This window comes from Methylomonas sp. AM2-LC (genome assembly GCF_039904985.1).
GTDB lineage: Bacteria > Pseudomonadota > Gammaproteobacteria > Methylococcales > Methylomonadaceae > Methylomonas.
Genome location: NZ_CP157005.1, coordinates 1,372,251 through 1,387,675, shown reverse-complemented (window position 1 = coordinate 1,387,675; position 15,425 = coordinate 1,372,251). Strand labels below are relative to the sequence as shown.

16 protein-coding genes are annotated in these 15,425 nt (G+C 41.1%); 3 read left to right on the top strand and 13 right to left on the bottom strand.

Annotated elements, in window-relative coordinates; genetic code table 11:
• Nucleotides 1-18: 18 nt before the first annotated feature.
• Entirely contained in the window at nucleotides 19-873 is an 855-nt protein-coding gene (locus ABH008_RS06235; RefSeq protein ID WP_347988994.1) for a VacJ family lipoprotein, read from the bottom strand.
• 36 nt (nucleotides 874-909) lie between these two features.
• Between ABH008_RS06235 and rnt the strand changes: the two genes are divergently transcribed.
• A complete protein-coding gene (gene rnt, locus ABH008_RS06230) occupies nucleotides 910-1,542 on the top strand; it encodes a ribonuclease T (protein ID WP_347988993.1) in 633 nt (210 codons plus the stop codon).
• Between the two features lie 102 nt (nucleotides 1,543-1,644).
• Here the strand turns inward: rnt and grxD are convergent, their stop codons facing one another.
• A complete protein-coding gene (grxD, locus tag ABH008_RS06225; RefSeq protein ID WP_347988992.1) occupies nucleotides 1,645-1,971 on the bottom strand; it encodes a Grx4 family monothiol glutaredoxin in 327 nt (108 codons plus the stop codon).
• A 224-nt stretch (nucleotides 1,972-2,195) separates the two neighbouring features.
• A complete protein-coding gene (locus ABH008_RS06220) occupies nucleotides 2,196-2,585 on the bottom strand; it encodes a hypothetical protein (RefSeq protein ID WP_347988991.1) in 390 nt (129 codons plus the stop codon).
• A gap of 239 nt (nucleotides 2,586-2,824) precedes the next feature.
• Here ABH008_RS06220 and ABH008_RS06215 point away from each other — a divergent pair, with 239 nt between their 5' ends.
• Entirely contained in the window at nucleotides 2,825-3,184 is a 360-nt protein-coding gene (locus ABH008_RS06215) for a VanZ family protein (protein WP_347988990.1), read from the top strand.
• Between the two features lie 2 nt (nucleotides 3,185-3,186).
• Here ABH008_RS06215 and lnt read toward each other — a convergent pair whose 3' ends face one another.
• Nucleotides 3,187-4,701, bottom strand: coding sequence for an apolipoprotein N-acyltransferase (gene lnt, locus ABH008_RS06210; RefSeq protein WP_347988989.1), 1,515 nt, complete (start codon nucleotides 4,699-4,701; stop codon nucleotides 3,187-3,189).
• Nucleotides 4,702-4,809: 108 nt separating this feature from the next.
• Here lnt and ABH008_RS06205 point away from each other — a divergent pair, with 108 nt between their 5' ends.
• A complete protein-coding gene (locus tag ABH008_RS06205) occupies nucleotides 4,810-6,303 on the top strand; it encodes a hypothetical protein (protein WP_347988988.1) in 1,494 nt (497 codons plus the stop codon).
• A 101-nt stretch (nucleotides 6,304-6,404) separates the two neighbouring features.
• Here the strand turns inward: ABH008_RS06205 and ABH008_RS06200 are convergent, their stop codons facing one another.
• Genes ABH008_RS06200 through ABH008_RS06160 form a run of 9 tightly spaced genes read right to left on the bottom strand, consistent with a single transcriptional unit; the run spans nucleotide 6,405 to nucleotide 15,364 of the window.
• Nucleotides 6,405-7,592, bottom strand: coding sequence for an O-succinylhomoserine sulfhydrylase (locus ABH008_RS06200; RefSeq protein ID WP_347988987.1), 1,188 nt, complete (start codon nucleotides 7,590-7,592; stop codon nucleotides 6,405-6,407).
• 12 nt (nucleotides 7,593-7,604) lie between these two features.
• Nucleotides 7,605-9,116, bottom strand: a complete 1,512-nt coding sequence (gene purF / locus ABH008_RS06195) for an amidophosphoribosyltransferase (RefSeq protein ID WP_347988986.1) — start codon at nucleotides 9,114-9,116, stop codon at nucleotides 7,605-7,607.
• Nucleotides 9,117-9,131: 15 nt separating this feature from the next.
• On the bottom strand, nucleotides 9,132-9,638 hold the full coding sequence (locus ABH008_RS06190) for a CvpA family protein (RefSeq protein WP_347988985.1): 507 nt from the start codon (nucleotides 9,636-9,638) through the stop codon (nucleotides 9,132-9,134).
• Nucleotides 9,639-9,683: 45 nt separating this feature from the next.
• Nucleotides 9,684-10,484 (bottom strand): SPOR domain-containing protein, encoded by an 801-nt coding sequence (locus ABH008_RS06185; protein ID WP_347988984.1) that lies wholly within the window; start codon nucleotides 10,482-10,484, stop codon nucleotides 9,684-9,686.
• Between the two features lie 11 nt (nucleotides 10,485-10,495).
• Nucleotides 10,496-11,764, bottom strand: coding sequence for a bifunctional tetrahydrofolate synthase/dihydrofolate synthase (gene folC / locus ABH008_RS06180; protein ID WP_347988983.1), 1,269 nt, complete (start codon nucleotides 11,762-11,764; stop codon nucleotides 10,496-10,498).
• Between the two features lie 9 nt (nucleotides 11,765-11,773).
• Nucleotides 11,774-12,715: an acetyl-CoA carboxylase, carboxyltransferase subunit beta gene (gene accD, locus ABH008_RS06175; RefSeq protein WP_347988982.1), complete on the bottom strand. Its 942-nt coding sequence runs from the start codon at nucleotides 12,713-12,715 to the stop codon at nucleotides 11,774-11,776.
• Nucleotides 12,716-13,540: a tryptophan synthase subunit alpha gene (gene trpA / locus ABH008_RS06170; protein WP_347988981.1), complete on the bottom strand. Its 825-nt coding sequence runs from the start codon at nucleotides 13,538-13,540 to the stop codon at nucleotides 12,716-12,718.
• On the bottom strand, nucleotides 13,537-14,739 hold the full coding sequence (gene trpB / locus ABH008_RS06165) for a tryptophan synthase subunit beta (RefSeq protein ID WP_347988980.1): 1,203 nt from the start codon (nucleotides 14,737-14,739) through the stop codon (nucleotides 13,537-13,539). Before trpB ends, trpA begins: the two co-directional genes overlap by 4 nt.
• The gene (locus ABH008_RS06160) at nucleotides 14,732-15,364 is read right to left on the bottom strand and encodes a phosphoribosylanthranilate isomerase (protein ID WP_347988979.1); all 633 of its coding nucleotides are present in this window, start codon (nucleotides 15,362-15,364) and stop codon (nucleotides 14,732-14,734) included. The genes trpB and ABH008_RS06160 overlap by 8 nt, the downstream gene beginning before the upstream one ends.
• Between the last annotated feature and the right edge of the window lie 61 nt (nucleotides 15,365-15,425).

Genomic DNA, 15,425 nt, shown 5'->3' with positions numbered 1-15,425 from the left:
GAAGTCTGACTACTTAACTTAATAAGGACTAATTGGCCCCATACCGTTACTGTTTTTCTCTTCGAATTTTAAAACATCATCTTCGTCTGATACCTTGCCATCATGTACCAAATAATTACGTCTGGAAATATAAGCGTTTTTGAAAAAATCATAACGATCCACAGCGGCCTCATTGATCACTTTTTCCAACCCTAAATTATTTGCACGCGTATCAATCGCTTTTAAGATCCCCAAACCGCCAGAGACTTCGTAGGATAAAGATGAACCTGAACCAAAATAAATACCTGTATAACTGATAGGATTTAATGCGGCATCGCCTAACAAACCAAACACAGCGCGTGGTGAACTGGGGCCAAAAAAAGGTAGAACCAGATAAGGTCCAGTAGGCACACCCCAATAACCTAGAGTTTGATCAAAATCCTCATTGTGTTTGGGAAGTTCCAGTAGTGTACCGACATCAATAAAACCAGCCAAACCGACGGTGGTATTAACCAATAATCGGGCGCTATCCATACCGGACTGAGAAAACTTACCTTGTAGGGCATCATTAGCAATTACATCTATATCATCAAGATTGCTAAAAAAATTGGTGACGCCTTTATGCGCAAAGCTCGGCATAATAGTATCGTAACCTTGAGCAACAGGTTTAACAATATAACTATCCAAACCGTCATTAAAGGATTGAGCGCCCCGATTCCATCCCACCCAGGGATCAGCAGGATCAGATACTTTAGTTGTTGTTGCACAGCCATTTATTAATGCCAAGGCGGCTACTGTAAACAGTATTTTTGTTTTTTTTAATTTTTTAATTTGCATCATATTCACCTGACTACCTTGAATAGTTTTTGAACCTACTGAAAACTCGCGTAACATAGCATACAACAGAGCTTTTTTATATTATCAACACTCATGGAAACCCGCCAAAACCCGCTAGGAAACCGCTTTAGAGGCTATCTACCCGTTATCATTGATATTGAAACCGCTGGTTTTAATGTCAAGAAAAACCCTCTGCTGGAAATTGCAGCCATCATTGTAGAACCTGATGAACGGGATCGACTGATTATTACCGAAAAACATCAATGTAATATTATACCCTTTAAAAACTCCGAGTTGGATGCCGCAGCACTAAAATTCACTGGCATAGACCCCTTTCATCCCTTTAGAATGGCTATCGATGAAAGTGCAGCATTAACCAAATTATTCGCCCCCATTAGGTCAGCCGTTAAACGCAATGCGTGCAAACGTGCCATATTGGTCGGACACAACCCTTCTTTCGACATTAACTTCCTGAATGCTGCAATTGAACGCACTCAATGCAAAAGAAGCCCTTTTCATCCTTTTAGCAGCTTTGATACTGCTACTTTAGGCGGCTTAGCCTTTGGACAAACGGTATTAGCAAAAATTGCCGAAGCAGCTGGACTGGACTGGGACAATGATAAAGCGCATTCAGCACTTTACGATGCGGAGCAAACGGCCAAGATATTCTGCCAAATTATTAATCGCTGGCAAACCTTATCGGAACTGGAAAAAACAATTCTATGATAGAGTTGGCATTATTTCCACTCAGTCGGGTTAGGTTCGTTGCTAACCCGACACACAATCATCGAATATTACCATCAGCAATTGATACTGGATCCAGATAAATTACACAGACTCAGAATGATAGGCTGCTACCAGCATGGGCGCGAGCTCTCCTTTGTTGTACAAATCCATAACAATGTCACAACCACCCACTAGTTCGCCTTTGATATACAACTGCGGATAGGTAGGCCAGTTTGAATATTGTTTCAAGGTTTCACGCAACTCAGGATCGTCGAAAATATTAACGGCTTTGTATTTGGCATCACACGCTTGAAGCACCTGTACCACTCGACCGGAAAAACCACACTGAGGAAAATCAGGTGTACCTTTCATATAAAGTACTACCCCATTCTGGTTAAGCTGATCTTGAATTCTTTCAATAACTGTCATATATTTCACCCCATTTTGTTAAAAGCTTAGCAATTTTATCAACTTTAATCCTTCCAGGGAAACATGTTTGTATTTTCCAAAAAATCAATTTATTTTAGTGTAAAAAAATAGACTATCCAAACCACTTGGATAGTCGTTTTATTTTCTCATTCTCCATAAAAACGCAAAGAACAAGCTACTCACTAATGCTAACCGGCTAAACAACTAGATCAAAACACCTAAAACTACTTTTTTGAAAAATGATAAATATCACCAAATTTTCCTTTTAACACCATGGTTTTATCGTCTTTTTCCAGCATCGAAAAAACATCAAACTTATCCGGTCTTCCTAACAGCCCTATTTTTAACTTTCCACCTTCAACCTCAAAACCAACGGGTGATTGATCATAGTAAGTGCCTTCACGCGGAATATGTTTAATAGTGACTTTACCTTCACTAAAACTCCAATTATCTTCGCGTTTAATTGTTTCAGCAGTCGTTGCGTTCTTTTTGGTATAGTCTAATGTCCAACTGCCTTGCACATCCGCATTGGATTGCAAGCTTACATCAGCAAAAACGCCACTATAAATACCTGACAATCCACAAAAAACTGTAGCTATTATTATTCTTTTCATACTAACCTCCTCATTGACTAATGCGAGTACCTCATTCTACGCGCACCTTAAGCTAAAGTATTCAATATTCGCTTGGCGCAATCACTGTTTACCTAATTCATCGAGCTACTCACCCCGAACAAAATGAAGCAGGTTGCATAAATACGTTAAAATAGCCATCGTTCCTGGCGCCATCTCCCCCACTTATAGTGTTAAAAATAGAGAAAACCGCTATCATTCTTAACCAGACACAGATAATTATGCGCAAACAATTAGACTTTTTGGTTTTAATTTCTTACTGCAGTTTGATTTATTGGCTATCTGCACAATCCGTGTTACCTGGTACCGATTTATTTGAAAACGAGGACAAACTGCAACATTTTCTTGCTTATGCCATTATGGGTATCTGCGCCTGGCGAGTATTAAGACATTTTATGCATAATAGCCTTCTGCTTATGATTTTAAGTTTTGGCTTTTGTAGCCTTTATGGGCTGTCAGATGAGTGGCATCAATCCTTTGTTATGGGCAGAACCCCAAGCAGTATGGATTGGCTAGCTGACAGTTTTGGCGGATTATTAGCTAGTATTGCCTGCGGCTGGCAGCACAAAAAAACGATTTAATATTAAGCTCGCTGCAGAACTTTTTGCCATTTATTGGATGCACACAAATTGATTATTAACACCACAGCAATCAATAGTGCAAACACAGCATTATCACCAAAGCGCGCATAAGGCGTAAGTCCAGTCATTGGCACTATGCTATCGGTCAACGTAGTCGCCGTAAATAACGGAGCCTGTTTCAGAATAGAGCCATTGGGAGCGACAAATCCGGTCACACCGGTATTCGTTGCTCTTACTAGATAACGTCCGCTTTCTAATGCTCTCATTTGTGCCATCTGCATATGCTGATAGGCTTGTGAAGAATCTCCGAACCAAGCATCGTTAGTCACATTGACAATATAGGCAGCATCCGTTAGTTGTCGTGTCACCTGCTCCCCAAAGGCATCTTCATAACAAATTGTGGTAATAAACGGATAGCCCCCGGCACGGAGTAACATTTGCCGATCTTCACCCGCGGTAAAACTGCCAAGAGGTATATTGACCAGATTCAGAATCCATCCAGACAAGGGTTGTAAAGGTAAATACTCGCCGAATGGTAGTAAATGATTTTTATGGTAAAACTGATCGAGATTATCTAGAACCAATACACTGTTAAAATATTCATTATCCTCTCCACTACTGGGCAAACTAACCACCACATCGACATTATGCTGATGAGCTATTGCGGCCAAAGGCTCCAGAAAAAAATTTTTAACCTGTGTATAAAATGCCGGGATGGCAGTCTCAGGCCAAATAATCACATTTGAATCCTGCCAATGCTGTTCAGTTAATTCTTGATAGCGCTTTAAAGTATTGATTTGTTGATCTGGTAGCCATTTTTGTTCTTGGCTAACATTACCTTGTACCAAGGTTATTTTAATGGGTGCACCTATACTGTGTGTCCAGGCAACTGTTTTAAGTATTCCCCCACCTCCCCAGCACAGTAATAAAAACAAAATGCCTTGCCTGACCGCCAATTGGGAGGTCAACATTTCAACCAAGACAAACGCAGATGCCGCCAAAAAAAAACCGACACCATACACACCCAAAACAGGTGCAAATCCGGCCAAAGGGGTATCTAACTGACTGTAAGCAATTTGTAACCATGGAAAACCATTCAACAACCAGTAACCACGAAAATACTCAACAGCCACCCATAATACAGCTATAGAAGTAATGCGTATCCATACTGATGTTGATTTTAAAAACGGAACAGCTATAACTGCTGTTAAAGCCGGAAATATAGCCCAGATACTGACTAATAACAAAGTTAACAATCCAGCACTAGTTATATCAGCTCCCCCATAGTCATGTACACTAATATATACCCACCAAATACCAGAGCCAAACAACCCTAATCCAAATAAATAAGCCAATATTACAGAATATTTTAATGGATATATTGACCACACTCTGTATAAGTACATAAGCGAAAATATTGAAGCAAATGCATAATCATAAGGCGCAAATGATAAAGTAAGCAATAGACCTGCTATAGGTGCTAACAGCGCCCATTTCCAATTTAATATTCTATTCATGATTTTGAAAGTGTAAATATAATATACTGTATAAAAAATTCGGATATACTCAAGCAATACCTACTTTTACAACTGGACTTAAGCTGAATTTTTGTTTAATCTTAAAGCATGAAAATATCTTTAACTCTGCCCTCGCCTCTGACCCCAACATCCTTGTCTGCATGGCTAGAAAACATAAAAGATCTGCCCATTAGCAGTTCATTCATGCAAATGTATGACACCCTCAAACAATTATCCAAACTTGAGAATGATCTTTGGGAGTTTTATCCTCTACTATTAGACTATACTCCAAATATTTTTTTACAGGCTAACAGTTTTGTAGAATATAGTAATCTCTTAGCTAAACAAAAATCTATAAAACTTGCGCAACTCGGAGCCGAGTTGATAAAACTATTATCTAAGTTATTTTGCCGCCTAGCTGAAAGTAACCAACTGGATTTAAGACAAAGGCAATTGGCAAGTTATTATGCATTACAATTCATTGGTTATAATCTACGCAACGATCACTTGTTACACCAACTTTCATCTAATGTATTATGGAAAAAAACAGCAAAACTATACAAGATTAGCATTGAATGTAATGATTTGGAAACTTTTCAAATCCAGAAAATACAAATATTCAAGTTTCAACCAAATATTATATCGGTCATAAAACGTAACTTGCTATTTAGCTTGTTCAAAGCCACACGTTATGCATCAACTGACATCAAAGAGTTTTTCAGGCTTAGCAACCAACACTACGATTTATTGGATATAAACCCAAGTTACACCAGTAATTCGAGTTACTACTGGGATCAAAAAAATTTACCTCAAGCAGTTAATGCCAGCAAACACAGTTTTGCCAAGGACGTGATAAAAATTGATTGTCATCGTTTTGTAGAAGCATTGCGAGACAACAAAATTACCACCAAATTGCGTATTGAAGTTCAACACAAACTCATACATCAACTAACCGGTTATAAACAGGTGTTGGCCGATATTCATCAGGGTGATCATTATGTATCACAATTATTAGTAGGCTTTGAATCTGTGTGCCAATATTTTCAGGCATTGGATAAAACTCAGAAAATTAGCATATTAAGTCGTCAGTTAAATCCTGTTAATTTGAAAATGGATACCTTGGCTTTATGGCCGATAGAGCAGGAAAGTCCTTTTTATCAATTTAACACACAACCTTCGCAACAATTATTGCAGGGTGACACTGTCAATATCATGCAATCTGAGAATAATGTGGTGGTTTTTACTGAAAAATACCATTTTGATACCAGTATTGGCGACCTAAGCTTATTATACAAACATAAAAACTCAGTATCCTTATGTATTATTCGACAAAATACAATGCATGAAGGGATGAACATCAAAATGACACTGCTGGAGCTCGTCTCCGGCTATTACTCAATATACAATATTACGAGTGTTTCTGGAAAAAACCTCCAAGCATTAATTATTAATGAGACAAGTAACAATCCTGAAGCGTTTCTTCCAGCAGGGCAATATAAAATTAACGGCAAAATCACGTTGAATATTGGCAAAACCTTTTATTTAATGACCTGCCTAGAACACAGCCAATATTTTTGTCGTTTCAGAATTCGATTTAAATAACTAACATCAACCTAAAAAAAAGCGTTAATAGAAATGATGCACTTTCAATGCTATAAAAACAAATATTAGCTTATACTTTCCATTTTATGCTAATTACTCTTTTAATCTACCAAACCTCTCATTAAATCTTGTTTAATATCCTCAATATTCTCTAAACCTACCGATATTCGCACCAAACTGTCTTTTATTCCTACTTCAGCCCTAAGTTCAGGCGAAAGGCGACCATGTGTTGTGGTGGCTGGATGAGTAATTGTGGTTTTCACATCACCAAGATTCGCAGTAATAGACAGCATTCGAGTTGCATCTATTAGTTGCCAGGCTTTTTCCTGACCACCAACCAACTCAAAACTGACCACCCCTCCAAAATGATGTTGCTGACGTTTAGCTAATTCATGCTGAGGATGCGTTTCAAGTCCCGGATAATGCACCTTACTGACCGCGGGTTGTTGTTCCAACCATTTAGCCAAGGCAAAAGCATTCTCGCAATGCGCTTGCATACGAATGGCAAGTGTTTCCAATCCAGACAGAAATATCCAGGCATTGAAAGCACTCATGGTAGCGCCACCCGTGCGTAAATAGGGATAAATTTCTTTTTCAATTAATTGCTGCCTACCAATGACAGCCCCCCCCACACAGCGCCCCTGTCCATCAATGTATTTTGTGGCAGAATGAACAACCAGATCAGCACCCAATGCCAAGGGCTTTTGTAAAATCGGCGTACAGAAAACATTATCCACCACCAGTAAACAAGAGTGCCGATGGGCAATTTCAGCCAGTGCAGAAATATCAGCTAATTCTATTAAGGGATTTGAAGGTGTTTCCAAAAACAAAAATCGCGTTGTTGGTCGGATAGCCGCTTCCCATGCAGCCAAATCGGTAAGGTTGACAAAATCCGTTGTCACACCGAATTTTCCAAAATAATTCTGGAAAGCCATAATAGTATTGCCAAAAACACTGCGAGAGCAGACTACATGATCACCCGCTTTAAGTAATGACATCCCCACGGCCATAATAGCAGCCATACCTGAAGAAAATGCCAAACAGGATTCGCCTTGCTCCAACAATGCCAGACGCTCCTGAAATGCTCTGACAGTAGGGTTGGTAAAACGTGAATAGATATTGCCTTCCTGCTTTCCTGTAAAACGCAACGACGCTTGTTCTGCACTATCAAATACATAGCTGGAGGTAGCAAAAATAGGCATACTATGCTCACCTTCAGAGGTACGTCTATGGCCTGCTCTAATGGCTTGCGTTTCGGATGAATAATCCTGCCAATCAAAATCGTTCATTTGCGTTACCCTTTAATCTTCATTCTGCATTTCCAGTAACAGATTTTGAGATTTTCGCTGTTCCTGGGCATTATCATTACGTAAAGATTCAATGCGTGCCAGATAAGCCTCATCAATATCTCCGGTAATATATTCGTTTGTAAAACAGGACGTATCAAAGTGTTTGATCGCATGATTACCTTTACCCACGGCATCAATCAAATCGTCAATATCTTGATAAATAAGTTTATCAGCCCCAATCGCTTCACAGATTTCTTGCTCAGTTCTACCATGCGCAATTAACTCATTGGCTGCAGGCATATCAATACCATAAACATTCGGATACCTTACCGGTGGTGCAGCAGACGCAAAATACACTTTTTTGGCGCCGGCATCTCTTGCCATTTGAATAATCTGTTCCGAAGTGGTGCCTCGCACCACCGAATCATCCACTAATAATACATTTTTGCCATTAAATTCCAACGAGATAGCATTTAACTTTTGCTTCACGGATTTTTTCCGCATTTTTTGCCCAGGCATAATAAATGTGCGGCCAATATAGCGGTTCTTCATAAACCCTTCACGAAATTTAACCCCCAAATCGTGCGCCATTTGTGCAGCAGCCGTACGACTGGTATCGGGAATAGGAATGACCACATCAATATCATGATCTGGCCAGTCTTTAAGGATTTTTTTGGCGAGTTTTTTACCCATACGCATACGCGCTTTATACACCGAAATATCGTCAATAATTGAGTCTGGGCGAGCAAAATACACGTATTCAAAAATACAGGGACAGTGATTGATTTCTTCAGCGCATTGTTGGGTATGCAATTTACCATTGGCTTCGATAAAAATAGCTTCGCCTGGCGCAATATCGCGAAGTAAATGAAAATCCAGCACATCCAATGCCACACTTTCTGAGGCGATCATGTAGTCAGTTGAACCATCATCATTTTTGCGTTCACCGAATACAATAGGCCGTATTCCGTGTGGGTCTCTGAAACCGAGTACGCCGAAACCCGCTATCATAACCACTACCGCATAAGCCCCTCGACAACGTTTGTGCACCGCACTGACTGCATCAAAAACATCACTCACATTCAGCGTCAATTTACCGGATTGTTGCAATTCATGCGCAAAGACATTCAGCAATACTTCCGAGTCAGAATCGGTATTTATGTGACGTTGATCATCCACAAACACCTGCGTTTTTAGCTCTTCAGTATTGGTTAAATTCCCGTTATGCGCCAAAGTGAGTCCAAAGGGTGAATTCACATAAAACGGCTGCGCTTCTGCAGAACTGGTACAACCTGCGGTTGGATACCTGACATGGGCAATACCCATATTACCTTTTAATTTCAACATCTGAGCACTGGAAAAGACATCACGTGCCAATCCGTTATCCTTGCGTAAATGTAGACGCGATCCTTCACAGGTTGCAATACCCGCGGCGTCCTGTCCACGATGCTGTAGAACCGTTAAGGCATCATACAGATCTTGATTAACATTCTGATTAGAAACTATTGCGGCGATACCACACATATTTGACTCAATAAATTAACGAAATTTGATATAGTCCGCCACATTTGACGGAATGCGATCTTTTAACCAAACGGCCAAAGATTGAAACGAAGGTAAAAATTTTGACTGTCTCCACCAGGATTGTTCCGGCAAGGGTGTAAAACCCGCCACCAAAACCAGCACACCCACCAATACAAAGCCACGCACCACTCCAAAACCCAAGCCTAACAATCTATCAGTAAACTTTAAGCCTGATTTTTGCACTAATTTACTGAGCAAAAAACTGATGAGACTACCCAGCATTACAGTTCCGATAAACAGTAGCACAAATGCAAGTGCCGTTCTAACAGCAACCTGGTTAATAGTATCTTGAAACAGTGCCGAAAATTCATGACAGTATTGACTACCCACCCAGAATGCCACTATCCAGATCAGCATTGCCAGCGCTTCTTTGATAAAACCCCGAAACAAACCCAATACCGCAGAAAACAATACAATACCAACAATAGTATAATCTACCCAGACCCAACTGTTAGTAGACAAAAAGTCTGTCATAAATAGGCGTTATTTTTTATGTAGCGAATTTAATCACTCATCAGGTGAAACAAAACTATTTACATTGATTTGTGACAATTTATTTTTAACTGCCTGGGCTTTGGCTTTATCTAGCATAGGTCCAATACGAACTTTATACACTATCCCTTTATCACTACCAATTTCTTTAAGCGTAGTTGCAAACCCTTGCTGTTTAAGACTATCCTGCAACGCTACTGCATTAGCCTTTTGGCTGAAAGAACCCGCATTTAAATACCAACGTGTTCCAGTGTCATTGCCAGTTCCCGGTTTTGCTATCGTTTCAACAGCTGTGTTTTCAACCGGCTTAGAAACTGGTTTTAATATCTTAGGCGCAGTAGCATTAACGGGTGGAGCAGGTATTACTGCGGGTGTAACTGGTTTTACTGGCTTTGCCAAGGGCATCACATCTTCAGCTTCGGCAACTGGCTGATCATCATCACCTATAGCGCCACTCGAAGGATGAGCTTGCGTCACTTTTGCTGCACTTTCACTCACTTTATTATTGGAAGACAAATGGGTTATATGCTTAGGTGGCGCAACAGACGCTTCACCATCATCTTCAGTCATAACAGGTGCAGATTTCAGTGACTTTTCAGTAGGTGCAGTGGTTTCTGTAACAATATCTTCGGTTTTATCAGGTAATGGAGCAATTTCCACTTCCTGCTCTTTAGTGGGGATTGGTGGTAGCGTGAGCATATTCACTTCTTTACCAACCTCATCAACGGCGTCGTCGAATAGCATCGGTATAAAAATAGCAGCTAAGGCAGTGATAACTGCTGCGCCGATCAAACGTTGTTTCAATTCTTGATCCATGTATATTACCTCTAGGCAAATTTGGTTAAATATTCCGACACTAGAAAAAATGAACCGAAAATCAGTATCAATTCTCCTTGCAATGCATTGCTGTAAGCAGCATTAAAAGCACTTGAAAAATCGGTAAAACCAGCGTTCACAGAATAAATTTGTTGTTGCTGAAAATAATTTATTAATACTTCTTCACTGGCTGCGCGTGGATTCTTCAATGGCGCCAAATACCAGTCTTGCACATAATCACGCATCATAGACACAACACTTGAGATATCTTTATCTTTCATCATAGCAAAAACAGCATGTATTTTGACCTTTGGAAATGAGACCAATAAATAATCAATCAAAGTTTGTACCGCTTGTGGATTATGCCCAACATCCAACAATACCGTTTTTTCGCCAAGGATGAGTTGAAAACGTCCCATTAACTGTGCCTGCTGCAAACCGTTACGAATAGCCAATTCAGAAATGGGTAATAGTGATTGTAGTGACAGAACCGTCATCAACACTGCTGAAGCATTCTTGAATTGGTGTTCGCCTTTAATTGCTGGTGCTGGCAATTCTTTAATGTGTTGTTGTTCACCAAACCAATCCCAGCTATCGACAGACTGCTTTCGGTAAAAAAAGTTTTGGCCTAATTGCAACAATAAAGATTGTTTTTCCAAAGCAGACATCGGCACAGAAGCAGGAGGATGTTCATCACCAATAACCGCAGGTACTCCCGAACGAAATATCCCGGCCTTTTCCCTGCCAATGGCCTCCAAAGTATTCCCTAACCAATCAACATGATCTATAGCAATTGTCGTCACTAATGCCGCATCAGGATCTATAATATTTACTGCATCCAAACGCCCACCCATGCCTACTTCCAACAATTGTACGTCAACCTGAGCTGTTGCAAATATTTTGAGTGCCGCTAAGGTACCAAACTCAAAATAACTAAGGCTAGTCTCTGCTCGTACACTATCAATCAAAGCAAAGGCTTCACAGATCTCCTCATCACACACCGCCTTACCGTTTATTCTGATACGCTCGTTGTAACGAACGATATGAGGAGAGGTATAAGCGCCCACTTTATAGCCCTGAGCCCGATAGATGGCTTCCAAAAAAGCAATACACGAGCCTTTGCCGTTTGTACCCGCGACAGTTATGGTAGGGATTTTTTTACGTTCAAATGCCAGCTGCTGATATACACCTGTTACTCTATCCAGACCTAAGTCAATAGGTCTTGGATGTAACTGTTCTTGCCAGTTTAGCCAAGCATCCAGCGAATCGAAACGCGCCATTACAACCTGTTATTGCGTAATACTGGGGGAGTGACTGTCAGCGCTGAATTCAGTACTTGCAAAAGCCTCCTCTTGAATAGTCTGAACAGGGAAAGCAGGATCTGAATAAAGCATTGCCAAAATATCTGCTATGGTGTCGCGCATATAACGGCGATCAATAATCATATCGATTGCGCCATGATCTTGTAGAAATTCACTGCGCTGAAAACCTTCCGGCAATTTCTCCCGCACCGTTTGCTCTATCACGCGTGGACCCGCAAAACCAATCAAGGCATTAGGTTCAGCAACATTAATATCACCCAGCATGGCTAAACTTGCTGAAACGCCTCCCATAGTGGGATCCGTCATATAAGAAATATAGGGAATTCCCGCTTTGGCTAACTTAGTGAGCGCAGCACTGGTTTTTGTCATTTGAAACAAAGAAAATAAGGACTCTTGCATACGTGCGCCGCCACTCGCCGTAAAAACAACAAACGGCGCGCGTAATTTAAGACTTTCGTTGATACCTCTTACAAAACGCTCACCCACAACTGAGCCCATAGAACCACCCATAAAACCAAAATCGAATGCGGCGGCAACAATGGGTTTGTTTTTTAAAGTACCTTTCATCACCAACAATGCTTCGCTTTCATTGCTTTGTTTTTGCGCTTGACTGAGTCTATCTTTATAACGTTTGCTATCTTTAAACTTTAAGGGATCATTAGGCTTTAATCCAGAACCTATTTCTTGTCTTTCGGTTTCATCCAAAAACAAATTCAAGCGTGCACGTGCCGAAATACGCATATGGTGATCGCATTTTGGGCAAACATTAAAGTTTTTCTCTAACTCTGCATTAAATAAAATGGCATCACAGCGTGTACATTTATTCCATAAACCTTCTGGCACAGAAGTCCGTTTTTGAGACGTTTCTGTTCTGATAATAGAAGGAACTAACTTTTCAAACCAACTCATCTACTGTTCTCCACTCGACTCGTTACTATCCATGGCTTGACGCATGGACTTTAACAATGCAATTATTTCGCTTTTAGCTTGTTCGGAATTATCAAGATTTGCTTCAATCTTACTAATCAATGCACTTCCAACCACTACTCCATCAGCAATATTGGCAATAATTTTTGCCGTTTCAGCGTCTTTGACTCCGAAACCCACACCGATGGGTAATTGAGTATTTTCACGAATTAATTGCAATTTTTGTTTAACTTCATCAGTGTTTAAATGCCCAGCACCTGTGACACCTTTCAATGAAACATAGTAAAGATAACCGCTACCCACAGCATCCATTTTCTGGATACGCTCACTACCGCTATTAGGCGCCAACAGAAAAATTTGATCGATTTCACGAGTGCGCAATAAAGCCACACACTGTTCTGATTCTTCTGGGGGTAAATCGACTATCAAAACACCATCCACCTCTGCCTGCTGTGCTGCATTAGCAAAGGCTTCGTAGCCCATAATTTCAATAGGGTTCAAATACCCCATTAATACCACGGGTGTCAGCTGATCGGTATGTCTAAATTCAGCGACCATAGTTAAAACTTTACGTAAACCAATATGATGTGCCAAAGCACGTTCACTTGCACGTTGAATAACTGGACCATCTGCCATTGGATCAGAAAAAGGGACTCCAAGTTCAATAATATCAGCACCAGCGGCAACCATCTCATGTAACAACGGTACTGTAAATGCTGGATAGGGATCACCCGCAGTCACAAACGGAATTAGCGCTTTACGACCTGTCGCTTTCAAATGAGCAAATTTATTAGCTAAGCGACTCATACTTTAATACCCTCTCGTTGCGCTATGGTGTGCATGTCTTTATCACCACGTCCTGACAGATTGACTATAATCACCTGATCCTTAGCTAGACGCGGTGCTAACTTAGTTACGTAAGCCATAGCATGACTAGATTCAAGTGCTGGAATAATGCCTTCCATTTTAGTGAGTGCATGAAATCCTTCCAAGGCCTCATTATCGGTAATGCTCACATACTGTGCTCGCCCAATATCTTTAAGCCATGCATGTTCCGGCCCCACACCTGGATAATCTAACCCGGCAGAGATGGAATGCGTTTCAATAATTTCACCATCATCGTCGGCCATCAAATAAGTACGATTTCCATGCAACACACCGGGGCGACCTGCAGACAGTGGAGCAGAATGTCGGCCGGTTTCAATACCATCACCCGCCGCCTCAACACCATACATTGCAACAGACTTATCATCAATAAACGGATAAAACAAACCAATTGCATTTGAACCACCACCGACACAAGCCACCAATGCATCAGGTAATTTACCCGCTTGTTCCAAACATTGCTGCTTGGCTTCGCGACCAATGATAGACTGAAAATCGCGAACCATAGCCGGATAAGGATGAGGCCCCGCCACAGTACCTATAATATAAAAAGTGTTATCAATATTGGTAACCCAATCGCGCATGGCTTCGTTAAGTGCATCTTTTAGTGTTTTAGAGCCAGATTCAACTGGCACTACCCGTGCACCGAGCAGTTTCATACGATAGACATTTAAAGCCTGTCTGGCAACGTCAACGGCCCCCATGTACACCACGCATTCCAATCCCAACCGGGCAGCAACCGTGGCAGTTGCCACACCATGCTGACCTGCACCTGTCTCAGCAATAATGCGCGTTTTACCCATACGTTTTGCCAACAGGGCCTGACCGACGGTATTATTAACTTTATGCGCACCGGTATGATTCAGATCTTCTCGTTTCAGATAAATCTGGGCACCACCAAGCACCCTGCTCCAGCGTTCAGCATGATATAAAGGCGAGGGTCTACCTACATAATGTTTTAAATCCGCATCCAGTTCCCGAATAAATTCCGGTTCTTGCAGATAACGTTGATACGCTTCATTCAACTCGTTGATTGCCGGCATCAGCGTTTCCGCTACAAAAATACCGCCATAGGGTCCAAAGTGACCTTGACCATTTGGCATATTGTATTTGTCAGTCATATATTTCTATCGCTTGATTAGTTTTTCTGATAAACGCAGCCATTTTTTCTGCATCTTTAATGCCTTTTTCGGCTTCAACACTGCTACTGACATCCAGCGCATAGGGTTTTACTACCTGGATTGCCTGCCCGGCATTTTCTGCTGTCAATCCACCCGCCAATATAATAGGCAAACTTCGTTTGGCTGGAATTAAATCCCAATCAAAACTATTGCCACTGCCACCTTGTAAGCCTGGATGGTAAGCGTCCAGCAACAACCCTGCAGCATCAAAATATTGCTGCTCTAATGCTGTCACATTGCTATTTGCCTGCATGCGTATCGCTTTAATATAAGGTTTGGCAAATCCTCTACAAGCCTGGGCAGACTCCTCCCCGTGAAATTGCAAACAATCTACCGGCACTTTACGTATTACTTCAGTAATAAATGCGGGTTCCGCATTCACAAACAAAGCCACTACACTCACAAAAGCCGGCAATGCGCGGACAATTTCAACCGCTTGGTCAATCTCAACGTGCCGTGGACTGGGTGGATAAAACACCACGCCAATAGCATCTACACCTAAGCTAGCAGCACACAGCGCATCTTCAACTTTGGTAAAACCGCATATTTTAACGCGGGTTCGCATAATTCGTCTCATAAAAATGGTCGGCTAGGATAACATAGGCTAAACTGAAATCCTTTATGCA

Excerpts from the sequence above, each read along its gene's own strand:
- ABH008_RS06235 (WP_347988994.1), bottom strand. The coding sequence starts at position 873 with ATGTTACGCGAGTTTTCAGTAGGTTCAAAAACTATTCAAGGTAGTCAG.
- rnt (WP_347988993.1), top strand. The coding sequence starts at position 910 with ATGGAAACCCGCCAAAACCCGCTAGGAAACCGCTTTAGAGGCTATCTA.
- grxD (WP_347988992.1), bottom strand. The coding sequence starts at position 1,971 with ATGACAGTTATTGAAAGAATTCAAGATCAGCTTAACCAGAATGGGGTA.
- ABH008_RS06220 (WP_347988991.1), bottom strand. The coding sequence starts at position 2,585 with ATGAAAAGAATAATAATAGCTACAGTTTTTTGTGGATTGTCAGGTATT.
- ABH008_RS06215 (WP_347988990.1), top strand. The coding sequence starts at position 2,825 with ATGCGCAAACAATTAGACTTTTTGGTTTTAATTTCTTACTGCAGTTTG.
- lnt (WP_347988989.1), bottom strand. The coding sequence starts at position 4,701 with ATGAATAGAATATTAAATTGGAAATGGGCGCTGTTAGCACCTATAGCA.
- ABH008_RS06205 (WP_347988988.1), top strand. The coding sequence starts at position 4,810 with ATGAAAATATCTTTAACTCTGCCCTCGCCTCTGACCCCAACATCCTTG.
- ABH008_RS06200 (WP_347988987.1), bottom strand. The coding sequence starts at position 7,592 with ATGAACGATTTTGATTGGCAGGATTATTCATCCGAAACGCAAGCCATT.
- purF (WP_347988986.1), bottom strand. The coding sequence starts at position 9,116 with ATGTGTGGTATCGCCGCAATAGTTTCTAATCAGAATGTTAATCAAGAT.
- ABH008_RS06185 (WP_347988984.1), bottom strand. The coding sequence starts at position 10,484 with ATGGATCAAGAATTGAAACAACGTTTGATCGGCGCAGCAGTTATCACT.
- folC (WP_347988983.1), bottom strand. The coding sequence starts at position 11,764 with ATGGCGCGTTTCGATTCGCTGGATGCTTGGCTAAACTGGCAAGAACAG.
- accD (WP_347988982.1), bottom strand. The coding sequence starts at position 12,715 with ATGAGTTGGTTTGAAAAGTTAGTTCCTTCTATTATCAGAACAGAAACG.
- trpA (WP_347988981.1), bottom strand. The coding sequence starts at position 13,540 with ATGAGTCGCTTAGCTAATAAATTTGCTCATTTGAAAGCGACAGGTCGT.
- trpB (WP_347988980.1), bottom strand. The coding sequence starts at position 14,739 with ATGACTGACAAATACAATATGCCAAATGGTCAAGGTCACTTTGGACCC.
- ABH008_RS06160 (WP_347988979.1), bottom strand. The coding sequence starts at position 15,364 with ATGCGAACCCGCGTTAAAATATGCGGTTTTACCAAAGTTGAAGATGCG.